We start from the raw sequence: 16,732 nt of genomic DNA, 5'->3' as shown, positions 1-16,732 counted from the left end.
AAATGCTAGCCGTTTATAGAATACCCATTTAATTATACCATATTATGCCTAATTTCCCCAGCCCAAACTGGCTCAATCGCAAAAAAAAGACACCCTGCCGCGGATGCCTTTTAATGTCACGCTATTTTAATTTCTCGCCAAACAGGGATCCCATCAGCCCAACAGCGAGTGATGCGGTTTTGTTCTGATCATCCAGGATCGGATTCACTTCGACAAATTCAGCCGATGTCAGAATATCCGCCTCCGACAGCATCTCCATGGCCAGATGGCTCTCCCGGTAGGACAGTCCGCCAAGCACGGGCGTGCCGACACCTGGTGCCTCAGCCGGATCAAGCCCGTCCAGATCCAGACTCAAATGAACACCATCGGTCCGCTGCTTCAGACTGCTGATGGCCTCATTCATCACATACGGCATCCCCAAGCGGTCAACTTCATGCATGGAATAAACCGTAATCCCCAATTCCTGCAGCAGGGCTTTCTCCGGCGGGTCAAGCAAACGCGCCCCGATAATCACGATATTTTCCGGTTTTACCTTAGGCGCATAGTTAAGAATACGGGTCAGCTTCTCATGCCCGATTCCCAGACTGACCGCGAGCGGCATGCCATGAATATTCCCGGACGGTGACGTATCACCGGAATTCAGATCGCCATGCGCATCATACCAGATCACGCCCAGGTTCTCATAATTTTTCGCGATACCCGCCATACTGCCGATAGCCATGCTGTGATCACCACCCAGCACCAGCGGAAAGCGGTCTTTATGTATCTCCTGATCAACCATCTCGGCGAGCTTCTGATTGCTGTCCGCGACTTGCTTTAAATTGCGCAAATTTCCTTCCTGTACCGTATTTTGACTATCTGCACGGGAAACGGGCACATCACCCAGATCCTCAACATTATAATGTAAGTCTTCCAAACGCTCCATCATACCAGCATACCGAATCGCGCTCGGGCCCATATCCACCCCGCGCCGGTTCTGACCTAAATCCATCGGTACACCAATTACTGACATATTCTTCTGCATTGTTAAGCCTCTCCCTTTTAAAGCGCTTACTGACATTATAATGGAAAGTTTCTGAATGACTCAACATGACAAAAAAATGTATAGATATGCATCTATGGTTTCTTATATACCTAAAACTGAATGACATTGAATTAAGACGTACTTTTATATTCTATTCATTCATTTTTTTCTTTCATTTTTTTAAAAAGTTAGCTATAATAACCCTATTCAACTTAAAAACTCGTATAATCTCAGGAATAAGGCCTGTAAAGTCTCTACCAACCTACCGTAAATGGGTTGACTACGAGTGAGCGTCCACTTAATATGTGGCTCTTTTATATTTATTTCAAAACCCGGAAAACGGGGCTCACTCTGACTTATGGGGTGTGTCTGGTTTTTCGGGTTTTTTATTTTGGAAGTATCACCTAATAAATAATAGGAAGGGGAAATAAGTATGATGTCTCACCGTTATATTCGAGGGTTTTTTGCTGTTCTTCTTATATTGGTGTTTGCGGTTGTAACAATAGGATGCAGTTCGTCCGAGGAACAAGACACTGCTGCAAAAGGGACAAAGGAAAACACGGCACAGGCTGAACCTGACAATGGGAATTCAGACGTAATTGGAATTATAGGTGCTATGGAAGAAGAAGTTAAGAATCTCCACAAAGAAATGAAAGTTGATCAAACAAAGGAGCAAAATGGGTTAACATTCTTCAAGGGCGAGTTAGAAGACCAGAAAATTGTGGTTGTACGCTCAGGTGTCGGCAAAGTTAATGCGGCCATGACTGCACAAATATTAGTTGACGAATTTGGGGTTGACGCACTCATTAATACAGGGGTTGCGGGAGGTCCAAAATCGAAATTGAATATTGGCGACATTGTTATTTCAACTCGAACTGTCCAGCATGATATGAATGCTGCAGATAAGGATAAAGCAGGTAAAATCCCGCATATGGATAAAACATTTTTTAAAGCTGATCCTGAATTAGTGAAATTAGCTGAATCAGCCGCCGATGAACTACCCGAAAAGATGAGTGCTTATACGGGTACCATCGCCACTGGGGACCAAATGGTGACAGACGACAAAAAATCACATCGGATTGCTATTCGATTTGATGCATGGGCTATTGAGATGGAAGGTGCCGCTATTGGACAGGTTGCGTATTTAAACGATATACCATACGTTGTGATTCGATCTATATCTGATACTGCAGGTGATGGGGGCGAAGAACTTTATAGTAATTTTAAAGACAAGGCTGCCCAAAATGCTATTGATATGGTGAAGCACATTCTTAATAACTATAGTTCGGATAAATGATTCAGGCATAAAACCATACGCGTCTCATACAGAAAGAGGAAATAGGTCAATTTATTACTAGTTTCTGCTCTTAACGAAGGACTATCAAATCCAGCTAGGATTCCTCTTTCTGATGTATGGTTTTATGATGATACCAAGTTCATCATACATCTCATAAAAAGAATTAATTAAAAACTGGCTATATCAGACTTCTAATTATACAATCACGTCTGACTGTTGAACTATCAAACCATCCTGTACCCTGTTCAGTTTTATTTACATCCTCATGATTCGCAAGTTCAAAAAAGTTCAGGAATTTAGGAACGAGATTGACAAATTCTAAATTCACCAACCACAAAAGCCTCCTTTGATTAATGGTATGAGCCTATTTTATTTAAGTTTATATCAGTTTAATTTTAGCACAACGCAATTTTCACATGTAATGTTTTTGGTGAGTGCCCAAAAATAATGCCTCAATTAAAAAAAGACTTGATATATGAAAAAATTCACATGATAATGGTGAAAAGGAAAAAACTGTCACCAGCATTTGTTCATTAACATGTGAATGATTTCACAGGATGAAATAAGGGGGAGGAAACATGAGGTCGTTTTTACAGCGTAAAGGGGTTTCATTATCAGTTAGGACGTATGTTATAACGGCACTGAGCTATATGGCTTTGGGGCTGTTCTCGTCATTGATTATTGGCCTGATTATTAAGACAGCCGGCGAGCAGGCGGTTGCGCTCGGGCTTGGCAATCTTGACTTTCTGGTTGATATGGGCAGCTATGCCATGGAAACCAAGATTATGGGTGGTGCCATTGGTGTGGCGATTGCCTATGGTTTGAATGCGCCGCCGCTTGTGCTTTTTTCGGCGCTGTTTGCCGGTGCATTTGGAGCTGAACTGGGCGGGCCTGCCGGCAGTTATATCACAGCACTGTTTGCCACTGAATTTGGAAAAGTTGTTTACAAGACAACGCGTGTGGATATTATCGTAACGCCCTTTGTTACAATTTTCATCGGATTTGCGGTAGGAACATTTATCGGGCCACCCATTAATACATCCATGGTCTGGTTTGGCGATATTATCAATTGGTCAACTGAGCAGCAGCCATTGATCATGGGTATGCTGGTGGCTGTTTTGATGGGCTGGGGACTGACGGCACCGATTTCAAGTCTTGCTATTGCGATTATGCTTTCAATTGATGGACTGGCAGCGGGTGCGGCAACAATTGGGTGCGCTGCTCAGATGGTCGGTTTTGCTGCAGCCAGTTACCGGGATAACGGTTTCGGCGGTATTTTGGCACAGGGGATTGGCACCTCTATGCTGCAGATTGCCAATGTTCTAAAAAAACCGATCATTATCTTGCCGCCTACCATTTCCGGGGCTGTTCTGGCGCCGATTGCCACCGTCTGGCTGAGTATGTCGAACAATGATCTTGGGGCTGGCATGGGAACGAGCGGATTGGTGGGACAGATTATGACATTTGAGACGATGGGATTCTCATGGGAAGTATTATGGTCCATGATGGCGCTACATGTTGTTGGGCCAGCCATCATCAGTCTGATTATTGCGGAATGGTTCAGGAAAAAAGGCTGGATTAAACCGGGTGATATGACAATTATATATGAATAAGCTGCGAATAAGCGTAGTTAAGGTGCGCCACTCCTTAAATGATAATAGCCAAAGAGGATGGGATTTACGATAATCAGGAAGACCCGATGCGGCTAAAAAGGTTTTGAGCAACATTTATATCAATTTAGTCATTTCATCGTAAACGTGCCTGTTTGCGTAAAGACTACGCTTAAAGGCTATTTGTATAATTCTTGTATAATCCATATATACTTGCAGCACCTAGCACAATTCCTAGTATTAAATTAAGTAGTTCTCTATTCAACTCATTCCAGCTTGCAATAGAGTCGAAGGTTATACCTATGGCAAAAATAAGTACGAACGTGTGAAATATTAACTTAAATCTTCTTATAAATTTATTTTCACTTTCTTTATCTTCAATCAATGTATCAGCACTTCTTAAACGCTAAGATGTTGTTCAATTAAATCGCCCGCGAATAACTACTTCATATCGTAAGTAGTTATTTTGTCTAATTCCCTTTTCCTTCTCTTTTTTAATGCTTCTCTGCCTTCAAGCCATATTCCACCGAAAACAGCCCAAATCAAAAGAAATTTAATAATGTAGTTAAATACGTCAGTTGATGGGACCCAAACTAACCATACAACTGAAATACCTACAGGCAAAATAGCACCGAAATAAATACTTTTTCTCTTAGAAAGAAACACCTGAAGTCCAAGTAAAACAATCACAGCTATAATTATAAAGAAGTTCTCCATCATCTTTCATCCCTTTCTTTTTTGTATTTGTCGATTATTAGCTTTGCTTCCTCAAGTTCAATGCGGTCATCAATTGATAGCTGCTTGATAAATTTTATAAATTCCTGGTTATCCTCTGTATCATTTAAGCTAACCTTTTCTATTAGCCTGTTTAATTTGGTTCTAACAGTCGGATAAGTAACTCCATAAATCTTAGATATCTCTTTTAAAGACCCAGAATTTAGAACAAACCGTTTGATAAACTCCACATCTTCTTCTTCTAAAGATAAAATCCAAGTTGGCACATCTTTTATATTCATTAGTTCTTTCACCTCACAAACATTAACCTTAACTTAACATATTTTTTAATAAAAATAAAAACTAATTTAATAAATTAAAAAATATATTTATATAAAATTGAACAATAATAAAAAACCTATTTATTACTGTTCAATTAAATGGCCTCGTTTGTTGAGTGAATCTCATTTATTTCAATCCCATCACCATGCGAGTTTTAGATGTAATGTTCTAGGAAAGCATTACATCGATTCTAATTATATTAGGCGCAGTAAAGAATTTTAAACAAAATATATATTCAACTTGACAACTATGTATTTATTTTATAAATTATACTTATTGTCAACCATTTATTAAATAGGTTAACAATAAGTATAATTTATGTAGAAAGGAATATTTTATGGGAAATACTAAGTTGCAAATGATGATTGTAACTGCTTTATTCACAGCTATCATCGGGATATTAGCTCAAGTTGCCATACCCCTTCCTCTAGTGCCTATCACAGGACAAACACTCGCAATAGGACTTGCCGCAACGATATTGGGGTCGCGTTATGGCACTTACTCAACAATATTATATATGATTATTGGAGCGATAGGTGTCCCGGTTTTCTCACAAATGACTTCTGGACTGGGCATATTACTTGGTCCTACTGGCGGATTTATCGTTGGTTTCATTCCGACCGTCTATTTTATGGGAAAATATTTAGAGATGACTCGATTCAACGTGACACATGCTATTATAGCTAACGTCATGGGTATGTTTATCACGCTTATATTTGGTACAGTTTGGCTTAAAATTGTAGCGAGTCTAACTTGGTATGAAGCTTTTCTAAGCGGTTTTGCTCCATTCGTGGCAGTTGGCCTTATTAAAGCTGTTTTAGCCGGCTGGATTGGGATTGTCGTACGTAGACGATTGAAAGAAGCTCATATCCTGGTTCCTGCAGCATAATAGATCTCTTGAGTATGTAGGTTAAAAATAAGGGAATGCGTTTAAACGTATTCCCTTAGCCTGAAAAATACTCTATGACATTATCGTACATGTCATTATTTATATTTATCCAGTACATCTTTTGGAATATGACAATAATCATTTGGATATTTATCTAGCCTGTCCTGATGTTCTTCTGCACTTCTCACATAATTTGTAAGAGGTAATACTTCAACTACTATATGGTTATAATCATTTCTTTGACTAAGAAATGCTTTTGCCTCTTCTAAGTGTTCGAATTTCTCACTATATATGCCTGTTCTATATTTCTCACCAATATCCTGCCCTTGTTGATTCAAACTGTATGGATCAATGATTTCAAATAAATAGCCCATTAACTCCCTTATTGTTACAATTTTTGGATCAAATCCTGTTTTGACACATTCAGTATAACCATCATATTCACTCTCAAGTGTATGAGTTGTTCCGTTAGCTCTTCCTGCTTCTGTAAATTTAACGCCAGGTAACGATTTTATAAATGCTTGTACTCCCCATAAGCATCCACCTGCTAAATATACTATCTCCATATTGGTTCCTTTCTTTAAAGACGATTTTGAAACAAGTTAAATAGACCAATTTGTTGAGTCATTTCTATTTCATCTTATCACGGTGGGAGAAATACATGTAATGCCTTAGGAAAAAATTACATCGAGTCATCTAGGGCTTGTTGGTGTCAGACACGGCTAAGCGTGCTTTTAGAAATACCTATTTTAATTTTAACATTATGAGCCGACAATTAGTTCATATACGGGATAAAGGGAACCGCCCTAACTAGACGGCGATATTCAATCCTCCTCCTGTGTACAGGGACCGAATTACTAAAATGGCAAAAGTGGAAACAACAAAACTTTCAGGTTATAAGTCATTAAAATAAAAAGAGCTTATCTTAAATTCAAGAATAAACTCCCATAAAGGTAACTAATACTGGAATCAAATGGAGGTGTTCAAAATTCCTCTTGTCATACATCCAGAGATCACCTCTCTACCTGAACAATATTTGGACAGCATTTTAATTTTTCGTGAAATGATCTCAGGACTCCATTTAGTTTATGTTATCAATTTTCTAATGACTGTGTTTATAGCTCATGATAACAACCTATTTGGTTAAACATTCCAACAGTACTCTCAGCCAAGATAAATGATTTTTTATCTTCACACCTGATACGCTGTCTACTAAGGTGAAGAATAATACTCTAAACAAAGGGAGAATACTGTTAGTTAAGCACTCATAACCGTATGTTATTCTGTACCTCTGACCATTTTACGCTTTCGTAATATTGTTTTTATCCCTGCTAAGCCGAACTATTTTGTCACAAGCTGTATTTGGGAATAACGTTGGGCCATATCAACGGCCTCTTCAGCGTTCATATAGCCCCAAAGATCATCAAGTTCGGAAGGAGCAGTCGCCTGTAAAATGCTTTTCACATCATTCGGACTAAGTGCAGAATTGGCTTCTAACATAAGTGCTACAACACCAGCCACGATAGGCGTTGCCATAGAGGTTCCAGATAGTGATATATAACTTTCGTTCACCATTTGATGCTGCTGTTGCTCTGCTGCCAGGGTAGACTCAGGCGCCAATAGCGACGTTATCTTGGTCCCTGGGGCATAGATATCCGGTTTAATCAAAGAATCAATCGTCGGCCCTCGACTTGAATAATCAGCAATGATATCATCGGATCTTTTCGGCGTATTGTGATCATCCGTTGATCCGACTGTCATGACAAATGGATTAATCGCTGGTGTAGAAATGGTTTGAGATTCCGGGCCGTCATTCCCTGCTGCAGCACATACAACCATGCCGTGATGCCAGGCCTTTTGGACGGTTTGTGAAAGTGGATCCTCACGAAAGGATTCAAATGCTTCGGCCCCTAACGACAGAGAGAGAACACGGATATTGTATTCATCTTTATGGTCGATGCACCACACAATGCCTTTCACAATGGTTGATAGTTTTCCCCCACCATCCTTGTTCAACACCTTCACACCAACGAGAGAAGCCTTGGGGGCCGGGCCCATATATTTCTTGTCGGATTGAGAGCCACTGCTGGCTACATCGCCAGCACAATGGGTGCCATGGCCATTATCGTCATATGGATCCGTTTGATCCTGAATAAAATCTTTAAATGCGATGATTCGATTTTCTGACTCAATTAAATCGGGGTGCGGATGGATTCCTGTATCAATGACCGCAACGGTAACGTCATCTCCGGTGAATCCAAGCTGCTCCTGGACTTTTGTAGCACCAACCCCTTTAGTAGCGACGTCCAGAAACGCTTTAACATCCCGGTCATAAAAAATACGGTCAACGGAGCCATGATCTTTCATTTTTTTGACCATCTTGGGTGTCAACTGACCGTATAACGTATCTTCCAATCCAAGCTCATTTCCTATACTGTTGTTCTTTTCAGCATGACAGCTTGTTACGAAGTCGTGCTTCTGCTCTGTATCAGAGTGTTTATTCAAATAAACAATAACAGATATACTGTGATCCCCTGTTTCCGAGGGATCTTGTTGTTTGTTAAATCGCAGTTGTTCCACCAGACCAGGATCCAATTTGCGACCAGCATTTTCAAACCACAATGCGTTTTTGTCACTCATTCCATTTCCTCCTTGTGATTGACTGAAACAACTTAAAACATGCCTCTCCTGTTTGTTTCGACTGATAAAGAACATCAGTTTCTCATAGTCTAACAGGCCTTTATGCATCATTCAATATTAAAATTGTAAATATTTAAATTATTGTGAAATAAAATGGTTAGGATTCAAATCTCTTCGCAGGATCAGATACTTCGCGGCAGGCTGTATTAGAGGCTAATAAAGAAGATGGCGTTAAACATTAAAAAAGCAGGCTCCCCTTTCAGGCAAACCTGCTAAATCCGTGTTGCGCCGGTCGCATTGGGCCGGAGGGCGAGCGGTTGAATGCCTGCCTCTTCCCAGGCAGCCATTAATGCATCGGCCTGTGCTTTTGACGGCATAAAGGCAATCCCGCAGTCGCCGCCGCCAGCACCGGATGGCTTTCCGGCGCCGCCATGCGCCTCGGCCAGATCACAGAGCGTTGTCAGCAGCGGCGTCTCAACCGGTGCACCGGCCTGGCGCCCCACCGCGGCGAGCGCCTGCCGGTTCTGCCGCGCGCCGTCCATAATCAGCGCGGGATCTGCTTCCCGGATGCCGCGGGTAAATCGTCCGACCGCATCAGCACTATCAGTCAGAAACTGCTGATACAGATCAGGATCTGATTCCTGCAGCCGCAGAATCTTATCGACGAGCTTAGGCGTTGAAGCCGGCGATCCCGTCCAGCCGATGCATAGATAAATCGTGTCCGGAAGCTCCAGCGGCTGGGCTGAGAAATACGGCCAGTCGGCATTCACCAGCTCCGAAATGGTCGCAAAACGCGTTGACGCTTCCCGCAGCCAGCTCGCCTGAAATGAGGCATATTCCAGCCAGCCGCCGAAAGAGGATGCGGCCACATCAGCGCCGGATCCGCCCTTTTGGGTCATCACATGCGAAAGCGCGGCCAGTTTAAAAATCAGCGCATCCGCTGGTTCCTCCGGCCAGAATCGGTGCAGCATCGCCGCCACGACCGAGGTGACCACAGCAGCACTCGATCCCAGACCGTATTTCCTGCCTGAGGCATCGGCCAGCTCGCTGCGGACAGCCAGATGGAAAGGCTCCGGTGTGATTCCCTGTTCCTGTAAATATGTATAAACGGTCGTCATCGCCTCGGCCACAAACCGCGTCCGTTTGTCCGCCGTTTTGACATGGACAGCGCGCGCTTCATAAGCCCACGGCATCTTATAAAGACCGTACGATTCCAGCGTGAGGCGGTTGTCCCGGCTGTCGTCAATCGTCGCGTAAACAAACCGGTCAACCGCCATAGCGACTAATGTCTGATAGTTTTCCAAAACAGCAAACTCGCCGGCAATCATTAATTTGCCGGGGACTTGGACAGTCAATGATGATTCTGACAACGTCGTCAACTCCTAAAGATAGGCTAAGCCTGGTCCGGGCCTGCTTACCGTCACATCCTGAACACCCGGAATCGCCTGCAGCTTCTCGCGGATGGTTTCCTCCTGCTCCGGCAAATAAAGCACCTTCACATTCGGCCCGGCATCAATCGTGAAATAAGCGGGGACACCAGAATCCCGCAAATCCTGGACAGCTTCCATCACCGCCATGGTCGTGCTGTGCCAGTAGCTGAACGGCGGCTGGGCAGCGAGCGTCGTCGCGTGCATCCGGAGGCAATTCGCTTCCGCCGTTTCACCCACTTTCGTAATATCCTTATCACAAATGCCCTGCTTAATCGCGGCGAGATCAGCGGGAATCGACTCGACCCAGGCCGGGTAGTAAACCGAAGTGTCCACGGTCCGTTTCATGCCTTCCCGGCTTAAAATTTTCTTTTCCGCCGAAGACAGCACCACAGCCGCCACGCGCACGTCCCAGTGATCAGCCGGCGCAATCGGAACGGCATAGGAATCCGAGCCATCAGCCTGGGTGCCTTTTTCCCATTCCACAAAGCCGCCGTAAATCGAGCGACAGGCCGAACCGGACCCATGCCGCGTCAGCATCGAAAGCTCCGGGTCCGTCACATCCAGACCAATTGCTTTCGCAGACGCCGCGGCCAGAGCGGCAAAACCGGACGCCGATGAGGCGAAACCAGCTGCTGTCGGGACATGATTCGTCGAATGAACCGTCGCGGACAGATCCAGCCGGCCAGCTGTCTGCCGGATGCGGTCCAGAAACGCCGTCACCTTGCCATAGGCGGCGCCTTCAACCAGCTGATCATCCAAATAAAACTGGTCCTCGGTCAACTCCTCATGAAAGGCAACGGTGGTTGTTGTATAAAAGCCGTCCAGTGTCAGGGACAGACTGTTATTCATCGGCAAAATGCGCGTTTCATCACGCTTCCCCCAATACTTGATGAGGGCAATGTTCGTATGAGCTCTGGCAGTCGCTTGCATAACGATCCCCTTCAGTCACCAGCGAGAGACCGGAACGGACAAAAGAACTTTTATTAACTAAAACCGAACAACTGACATAACTAATTGGAGCTATAACACCGCTCCGGAAAAAGACATCGCTTTCCGCGGGCGGCTGGTGAGCCTCCGAAGTGCGTTCGCACTCCGGGGTCTCACCTATCCTTTGCTCCCGCAGGAGTCTCCGTCTTTTCCTCCGCTAAATCCTGAGTTCCGTTCGTTTTTAGAGCTGAAAACTTAAGTTTTGTCCCAGCACCTCTCCGGTGACGCTGTTTTCGCGTTTCAGATAGTAAAATGAGGCAACATGGCAGTGACACGCCATGTTACCTGAGCTTGCTTCACGTTTAATCGGGCTGCTTTTTCAGGGAAAAGGCCCAGACAGCCTGCGCACCGAATTGCCGCAGCTTTTCCGACAGCTGCCGCGAGTGCATTTCATTCTGCGCGAGTGCAATCACACAGCCGCCATTGCCGCCGCCGGTCAGTTTCGCGCCCAGAGCACCTTCCTGCCGGGCGTAGTCAATCAGTCGGTTCAGACCCGAATCACTGACGCCTAAGGCTTCCAGTTCTCCCTGTGCTTCATCCAGCAGCTGGCCAAGCATATGTTTACTCGCCGACTCCAGCGCCGTGCGCGCCCGGCGGGTCATGTCACCTAAGTGCTCCAGCTTCGTCTGAATCCGTCTGGGCGCTGATTTCAGCCGCTCCGTCACCGATTCCACCGCCTGACGAGTATCCGCCATGCGCCCGGAATCCGCAACAATGAAATGAAAATCACCCTGCGGCTCGATCAGTTCCATCGTCTCATCTTTCTGATACCAGATCGGCAGTCCGGACGTGATCGTCATGGTATCAATGCCGCTCGGAGCACCATGCGCGTGCTTCTCCGACACGTCAGCCAGCCGCAGGATCTCCTGCATCCGGCAGTCTTCACCCGCATACGTGAACAGCGAGCGGACAATCGCCACCGCGACAGACGCGCTCGATCCCAGCCCTTTGCCAGGCGGGATGGTTGACTCCAGACGGATGACTAAATCCCGCTGCGGCAATTCAAGATGCTCGAGCGTATCCTCAATACACGCCTTCAGCCCGTACAGCGAATCCGGAATGGTCGCCAGCGGTCCTTGATAAAAGGTGCTGTCGATCTGAATCGAGCCAGGTGCATACGCCGTCATGGCTTTTGCTTCAACCAGCGGAAAAGGAAGTGAAATGGCCGGCTCGCCATGAACAACGGCATGTTCACCGATTAAAATCAATTTGCTATGAGCTGAACCTACAGCTGTTTGTGCGGACGTCGTTGCCTTTTCAATACTCATTTTGATAATCGGCCACCAATTCTTTAGCTTTTCCCATGCGAACGTCATTCTCCTCTATCAGCCGTTCTGAAATCATATCAATCATCTCTCCTGTAGCTCCTGCTGCAATCGCAACTGAACGGGAATGCAGCGCCATATGCCCTTTCTGAATGCCTTCCGTGGCCAGCGCTTTAAGCGCCCCCAGATTCTGCGCTAGCCCAACGGTGACGATCACCTGGGCGAGCTCAGCAGCTAAGGTCACATTCAACAGTTTATGCGCGAGCTTCGCCATCGGGTGCACGCGGATCGAGCCGCCGACGGTTCCGACCGGCATAGGCAACTCCAATTCCCCGACGAGATTGCCCTGCTCGTCCGTGTACCAGGTGCTCATCGATGTATACATACCACTGCGAGCGGCATGGGCATGCGCACCAGCCTCGATCGCGCGCCAGTCATTCCCGCTGGCGATCACGACCGGATCGATGCCATTCATAATCCCTTTATTATGGGTGACGGCACGGTACGGATCCGAGGCGGCAAATTCATACGCATGAATCACCCCGTCACGCACTGCTTCACCGCTGAAATTACCTGTCTGCAGCTTCTCCGGCGGAATCACGCAGCGCGCCCGCGCGAGGCAGTTCTCCGGATAATTGGACAGGATGCGCAAGTAAACCTTGCCAGCAGTCAAATCCTCAACCACCGGTGCGAGTGATTCGGCCATCGTATTCAGCATATTCGCACCCATCGCATCGCGTGTATCCACATAAAGGTGCAGCACAAGCATCTGATTGTACGACGAATCCGATGCCTCATTTAACAGGCGCACATCCAGATCCCGGGCGCCGCCGCCTCGTTTCTGCAAACTCGGATACGCCTCGTCAGCCGCTTTAAGCAGTCTGGCTTTATTCGCTAAAACAGCATCGCGCGCAGCTGCGAAATCCGGACAGCCAATCACCTGAATCTGACCGGTCATGACACGGCCGGTCGACTCGGCGGTAAATCCGCCCGCATCTCGTACGATTTTCGCAATGTGGCTGGCGGAAGCGACAACAGACGGCTCCTCAATCGCCATCGGCACCACATAATCCTGACCGTTGATGAGGAAATTCAGCCCCAGACCCAACGGCAGCGGAAACGTGCCAATCACATTTTCAATCATATGATCTGCTGTCTCAACCGCTAACGGCTGTTTGGCAAACAGATAAGCTGCATCGTCATCCTGAATCAGATCCATCGACGCCAGCAGCTGCCGGCGCTCGTCCACCGTCATATTATAAAAACCGGGGATCCGGGAAGTCTCCATACCGCCTCACCCTTTTAGATGCATAATCACTATATGGGCATTATACCATATCTATTACGTTCATTATGTAAAAAAACAGCCCAAAATGCAAATAAACAAGGCTGTCAATATGCACAGCCTTGTTTATCCGCGGGCAGCAGGCCTTGAAGCCTTACTTGATGATTTCGTTTATTCATAAAATAGCTGGGCTAGCTGGATTCGAACCAGCGAATCACGGGATCAAAACCCGATGCCTTACCGCTTGGCTATAGCCCAATATGCTGGTGGAGGGGGAGGGACTCGAACCCCCGAACCCTGAAGGAGCGGATTTACAGTCCGCCGCGTTTGGCCGACTTCGCTACCCCTCCGTATGATAACCTGCTTGATAACATCTTATACATAAAAAATGAAATGGTGCCGGCCAGAGGAATTGAACCCCCAACCTACTGATTACAAGTCAGTTGCTCTGCCAATTGAGCTAGACCGGCATGGTGGAGGATACTGGGCTCGAACCAGTGACATCTTGCTTGTAAGGCAAGCGCTCTCCCAGCTGAGCTAATCCTCCGTCTAAAACCGACAAATATTATTATATACAGCGCATCCGGTTTTGTAAAGGGCTGACGACAAATTTTACAGATCCCGCCAAGTTATGTCAGACCTCAGCCATAAATAAACGCGACCACCCAGACAATTACAATCACCGGCAGTGACGTGTAAAGCGACCGCCACGCGCTCATCCCCTGCTTTTTGATCATAAAAAACGCGACAAAAAGTTCCATGATCGTGACTAAAGAAGCCAGTATGATAAGAATCGGAAAAGCATCCATCGGCGTCGCCTCCCCAGCTGCAACCTCTCTAGAATAACATATTAATCGTTTTGTATGAAGATGTGCAACTTAATGAACGACGACCTATTTTTCAAGCGCCAAAAGCTTGTATGAATACCTTCTATTAGAGTTGGTAAAATATAGAAAAATGTTAAAATTCATGGTACAATTTATTTAAAATTAAAAAGGAGCATCGCATGCTTGAGATTACATTCTATAGAAATTGAAGGTTTTAGAAGACATTATAGTACAAAAGTACAATGTTCTGATGCAACTTTCCTAATAGGAGCTAACAATGTTGGGAAAAGTTCTATCCTTAGAGCTATTAAGTATTTGCTTAACGATACAAAAACTATAAATACTCACGACTATTTTTGCATTTTAAATGAAAATGGTGAAAATAGACAAGTCAGTGATGAAGTTGTGATAACTGGTGAATTTAGAAATGTTCCCGAGGAAGCTTATAATTGGATTGGATTTAATGAACATCGTCTTTTTAAATATGATACTTTTGAAAAAGATAATGAAAGTGGACTTCGATTTTTTTATAGGAAGACTTACCGACCTGATCAGAAAAGCTGTACAATTGAAATGAAGCAGTTTAAAAGTAATAAAAAAGAGATTTTTAGTGAATGCAAAACAATACAGGATTACATAAATAATGGGATAGATAGAGAAATATTCGAGTATCTATTTCCAAACAAGCAGGATGATCAAAATGTTACCGAACTAATGTTAAGAAACCTTGAAGCTTATGGAATTGAAGGTTTATTTAACATACAGCAAGAAACCGAGTGGTCTGAAAATCCTGGTGGTATTTCTGGAAATGTGTCTCACAGGCTTCCTAAATTTTTGTTAATATCAGATGATGCTAACAGCGAAGAACTTTCCGGTAATAATGGAGCATTGATGGAAACTTTAAATGAATTATTTAATGATATAAGAAATGAATCAGAAAATTTCATCCAGGCTCAACATTATCTAAGTAAACTTGCAGAAGAACTAGACCCTAATGATGATAAAAGTGATTTCGCTAAATTATTAACTGACTTGAATAGGATAGTGGGAGACATTTTTCCTGAAACATCTTTCTCAGCACAAGCTAATCTTTCTGATGCCGATAAAGTAATTAAGCCTAACTTTGATGTACAATTAGGCAGCAATATAAATACTTCTATTGAATATCAAGGTTCTGGGGTTATCCGCTCTGCAATTTTCGCTATGTTGAGATATAAAAGTATACGAGAAAATAAAAAGAAAGAGTCAGGCAAATATGTAAGGCCGCTATTAATTGCATTTGAAGAGCCCGAAATTTATTTACATCCTCAAGCGGCTATACAAATGAGAGACACTATTTATGATCTAGCAATGGAGCCCGAAAACCAGATAATATGTACAACACACTCTCCATATATGATTGACTTAAGTAAAAATACAGGACAGGTTTTAAATAATATCTTTTTAGATACAACTACAATTGAACATAATGGATCTGAAACTCCAATTGAATTAGTTAGTTCTAATCCTTTTAATGTAAGTGAGGCTTTTACAAATCTCTTAAACGAAGATCAATCGTATGTCAAAATGTTACTTAAAATAGATGACAATGTGAGCCGCATATTTTTCACGAAAAATGTTTTGATTATTGAAGGTGATACAGAAGAAGTCGTAATACGTGAAACTTTATCAAGAATGCCAGAGCATTTATATAAAGAGTTTTCATATAACTGGGAAGTGGTCAAAGCCAGAGGTAAACCAGTAATTATTCATTAGTGAAGTATCTGAAAACATTGGGTATTGATCCATTTGTGATTCATGATAGGGATATGGGAAAACAGAACGCTTCTGCAGTTAATGATTCGATTTTAAAAGCAGTAGGAGATAAAAATAAGGTAGTTGCTCTAGAAGAATGTATGGAAGATCTATTGGGTTACCCTGAACCAAATGAAAATAAACCCTATAAAGCATATCAATTCATAAATGATAATTGGGGAAGTGACTGGGACGGAATTAATCCAGATTGGAGATCAATAATTGAGAGATTGATTTTCAGTAGAATGAGTGGTGGTAATGCTTATAGTGAAGTAGCAGCATCCATAAATAAGGATTGATTTTACGGAAAAGATCTTAATTTTAAAACCCCTCGGGAGAAACTCCGAGGGGTTTATTATATCCACAATTATTGCAGTAACTGCAATACGCCTTGCGGTTGTTGGTTGGCTTGCTTCGCCGCTATGTCTTTCGATCATAGAATAGACTATATCTTCACCCTTTGTTTAGGGTGCTGGGCACTTCGAATGATATGATTATCACCCTATGAATCTCATTGCCATCGTGTTATCTCACGCTAGGCAGTGCATTCTAGTCGTTGGACCTTCGCCAGGTTTTCACCACAGGCGCTTGGCTGCTGATCATCCATTGTATCATTGTTTTGTTTTTT

Annotated in this window: 15 protein-coding genes, 4 tRNA genes and 1 riboswitch; of the genes, 5 read left to right on the top strand and 14 right to left on the bottom strand. The window is 44.0% G+C overall.

Going from position 1 to position 16,732, the window contains the following annotated elements:
- Nucleotides 1–121: 121 nt before the first annotated feature.
- Nucleotides 122–1,024: an arginase gene (gene rocF, locus ACZ444_RS01755; RefSeq protein WP_382358266.1), complete on the bottom strand. Its 903-nt coding sequence runs from the start codon at nucleotides 1,022–1,024 to the stop codon at nucleotides 122–124.
- 200 nt (nucleotides 1,025–1,224) lie between these two features.
- A riboswitch (purine riboswitch) is annotated at nucleotides 1,225–1,327 on the top strand.
- A gap of 133 nt (nucleotides 1,328–1,460) precedes the next feature.
- On the opposite strand from rocF, the gene ACZ444_RS01750 reads away from it, so the two are divergent.
- Both ACZ444_RS01750 and ACZ444_RS01745 read left to right on the top strand, forming a co-directional pair.
- Nucleotides 1,461–2,321, top strand: coding sequence for a 5'-methylthioadenosine/adenosylhomocysteine nucleosidase (locus ACZ444_RS01750; protein ID WP_464433549.1), 861 nt, complete (start codon nucleotides 1,461–1,463; stop codon nucleotides 2,319–2,321).
- Nucleotides 2,322–2,899: 578 nt separating this feature from the next.
- Complete coding sequence (locus tag ACZ444_RS01745) at nucleotides 2,900–3,934, top strand: PTS sugar transporter subunit IIC (RefSeq protein WP_382358264.1); 1,035 nt, start codon at nucleotides 2,900–2,902, stop codon at nucleotides 3,932–3,934.
- Between the two features lie 438 nt (nucleotides 3,935–4,372).
- Here ACZ444_RS01745 and ACZ444_RS01740 read toward each other — a convergent pair whose 3' ends face one another.
- Nucleotides 4,373–4,648 (bottom strand): hypothetical protein, encoded by a 276-nt coding sequence (locus ACZ444_RS01740; RefSeq protein WP_382358263.1) that lies wholly within the window; start codon nucleotides 4,646–4,648, stop codon nucleotides 4,373–4,375.
- Nucleotides 4,648–4,947 carry a DUF2089 family protein gene (locus ACZ444_RS01735; RefSeq protein ID WP_382358262.1) on the bottom strand — a complete coding sequence of 100 codons (300 nt, stop codon included), beginning with the start codon at nucleotides 4,945–4,947 and terminating at the stop codon, nucleotides 4,648–4,650. Before ACZ444_RS01735 ends, ACZ444_RS01740 begins: the two co-directional genes overlap by 1 nt.
- Before the next feature lie 377 nt (nucleotides 4,948–5,324).
- Here ACZ444_RS01735 and ACZ444_RS01730 point away from each other — a divergent pair, with 377 nt between their 5' ends.
- Nucleotides 5,325–5,876 (top strand): biotin transporter BioY, encoded by a 552-nt coding sequence (locus ACZ444_RS01730; protein WP_382358261.1) that lies wholly within the window; start codon nucleotides 5,325–5,327, stop codon nucleotides 5,874–5,876.
- Nucleotides 5,877–5,971: 95 nt separating this feature from the next.
- On the opposite strand, the gene ACZ444_RS01725 is transcribed toward ACZ444_RS01730, so the two are convergent.
- From ACZ444_RS01725 to ACZ444_RS01675, 11 genes are all read right to left on the bottom strand, one after another.
- Nucleotides 5,972–6,442 carry a peptide-methionine (S)-S-oxide reductase gene (locus tag ACZ444_RS01725; protein WP_382358260.1) on the bottom strand — a complete coding sequence of 157 codons (471 nt, stop codon included), beginning with the start codon at nucleotides 6,440–6,442 and terminating at the stop codon, nucleotides 5,972–5,974.
- Nucleotides 6,443–7,217: 775 nt separating this feature from the next.
- Entirely contained in the window at nucleotides 7,218–8,516 is a 1,299-nt protein-coding gene (locus tag ACZ444_RS01720; RefSeq protein ID WP_382358259.1) for a S8 family peptidase, read from the bottom strand.
- Between the two features lie 272 nt (nucleotides 8,517–8,788).
- Nucleotides 8,789–9,886, bottom strand: coding sequence for a phosphomevalonate kinase (locus ACZ444_RS01715; protein ID WP_382358258.1), 1,098 nt, complete (start codon nucleotides 9,884–9,886; stop codon nucleotides 8,789–8,791).
- Between the two features lie 12 nt (nucleotides 9,887–9,898).
- A complete protein-coding gene (gene mvaD / locus ACZ444_RS01710; protein ID WP_382358257.1) occupies nucleotides 9,899–10,876 on the bottom strand; it encodes a diphosphomevalonate decarboxylase in 978 nt (325 codons plus the stop codon).
- 359 nt (nucleotides 10,877–11,235) lie between these two features.
- Nucleotides 11,236–12,201 (bottom strand): mevalonate kinase, encoded by a 966-nt coding sequence (gene mvk, locus ACZ444_RS01705; protein WP_382358256.1) that lies wholly within the window; start codon nucleotides 12,199–12,201, stop codon nucleotides 11,236–11,238.
- Complete coding sequence (locus ACZ444_RS01700) at nucleotides 12,191–13,486, bottom strand: hydroxymethylglutaryl-CoA reductase, degradative (protein WP_382358255.1); 1,296 nt, start codon at nucleotides 13,484–13,486, stop codon at nucleotides 12,191–12,193. Before ACZ444_RS01700 ends, mvk begins: the two co-directional genes overlap by 11 nt.
- A 183-nt stretch (nucleotides 13,487–13,669) precedes the next feature.
- Nucleotides 13,670–13,741, bottom strand: a tRNA-Gln gene (locus tag ACZ444_RS01695).
- Nucleotides 13,742–13,747: 6 nt separating this feature from the next.
- Nucleotides 13,748–13,833: transfer RNA gene (locus tag ACZ444_RS01690), tRNA-Tyr, on the bottom strand.
- 44 nt (nucleotides 13,834–13,877) lie between these two features.
- Nucleotides 13,878–13,953: transfer RNA gene (locus ACZ444_RS01685), tRNA-Thr, on the bottom strand.
- Between the two features lies 1 nt (nucleotide 13,954).
- Nucleotides 13,955–14,030, bottom strand: a tRNA-Val gene (locus ACZ444_RS01680).
- A 94-nt stretch (nucleotides 14,031–14,124) separates the two neighbouring features.
- Nucleotides 14,125–14,292 (bottom strand): hypothetical protein, encoded by a 168-nt coding sequence (locus tag ACZ444_RS01675; protein WP_382358254.1) that lies wholly within the window; start codon nucleotides 14,290–14,292, stop codon nucleotides 14,125–14,127.
- 201 nt (nucleotides 14,293–14,493) lie between these two features.
- On the opposite strand from ACZ444_RS01675, the gene ACZ444_RS01670 reads away from it, so the two are divergent.
- Both ACZ444_RS01670 and ACZ444_RS01665 read left to right on the top strand, forming a co-directional pair.
- On the top strand, nucleotides 14,494–16,065 hold the full coding sequence (locus tag ACZ444_RS01670; RefSeq protein WP_382358253.1) for an AAA family ATPase: 1,572 nt from the start codon (nucleotides 14,494–14,496) through the stop codon (nucleotides 16,063–16,065).
- The gene (locus ACZ444_RS01665) at nucleotides 16,065–16,403 is read left to right on the top strand and encodes a hypothetical protein (protein WP_464433546.1); all 339 of its coding nucleotides are present in this window, start codon (nucleotides 16,065–16,067) and stop codon (nucleotides 16,401–16,403) included. The genes ACZ444_RS01670 and ACZ444_RS01665 overlap by 1 nt, the downstream gene beginning before the upstream one ends.
- Nucleotides 16,404–16,732: the final 329 nt, after the last annotated feature.

The sequence above is a fragment of the Lentibacillus kimchii genome (assembly GCF_055381965.1).
Note: the sequence above shows the minus strand (reverse complement) of the source record. Positions and strands in the feature narration are given on the sequence as shown.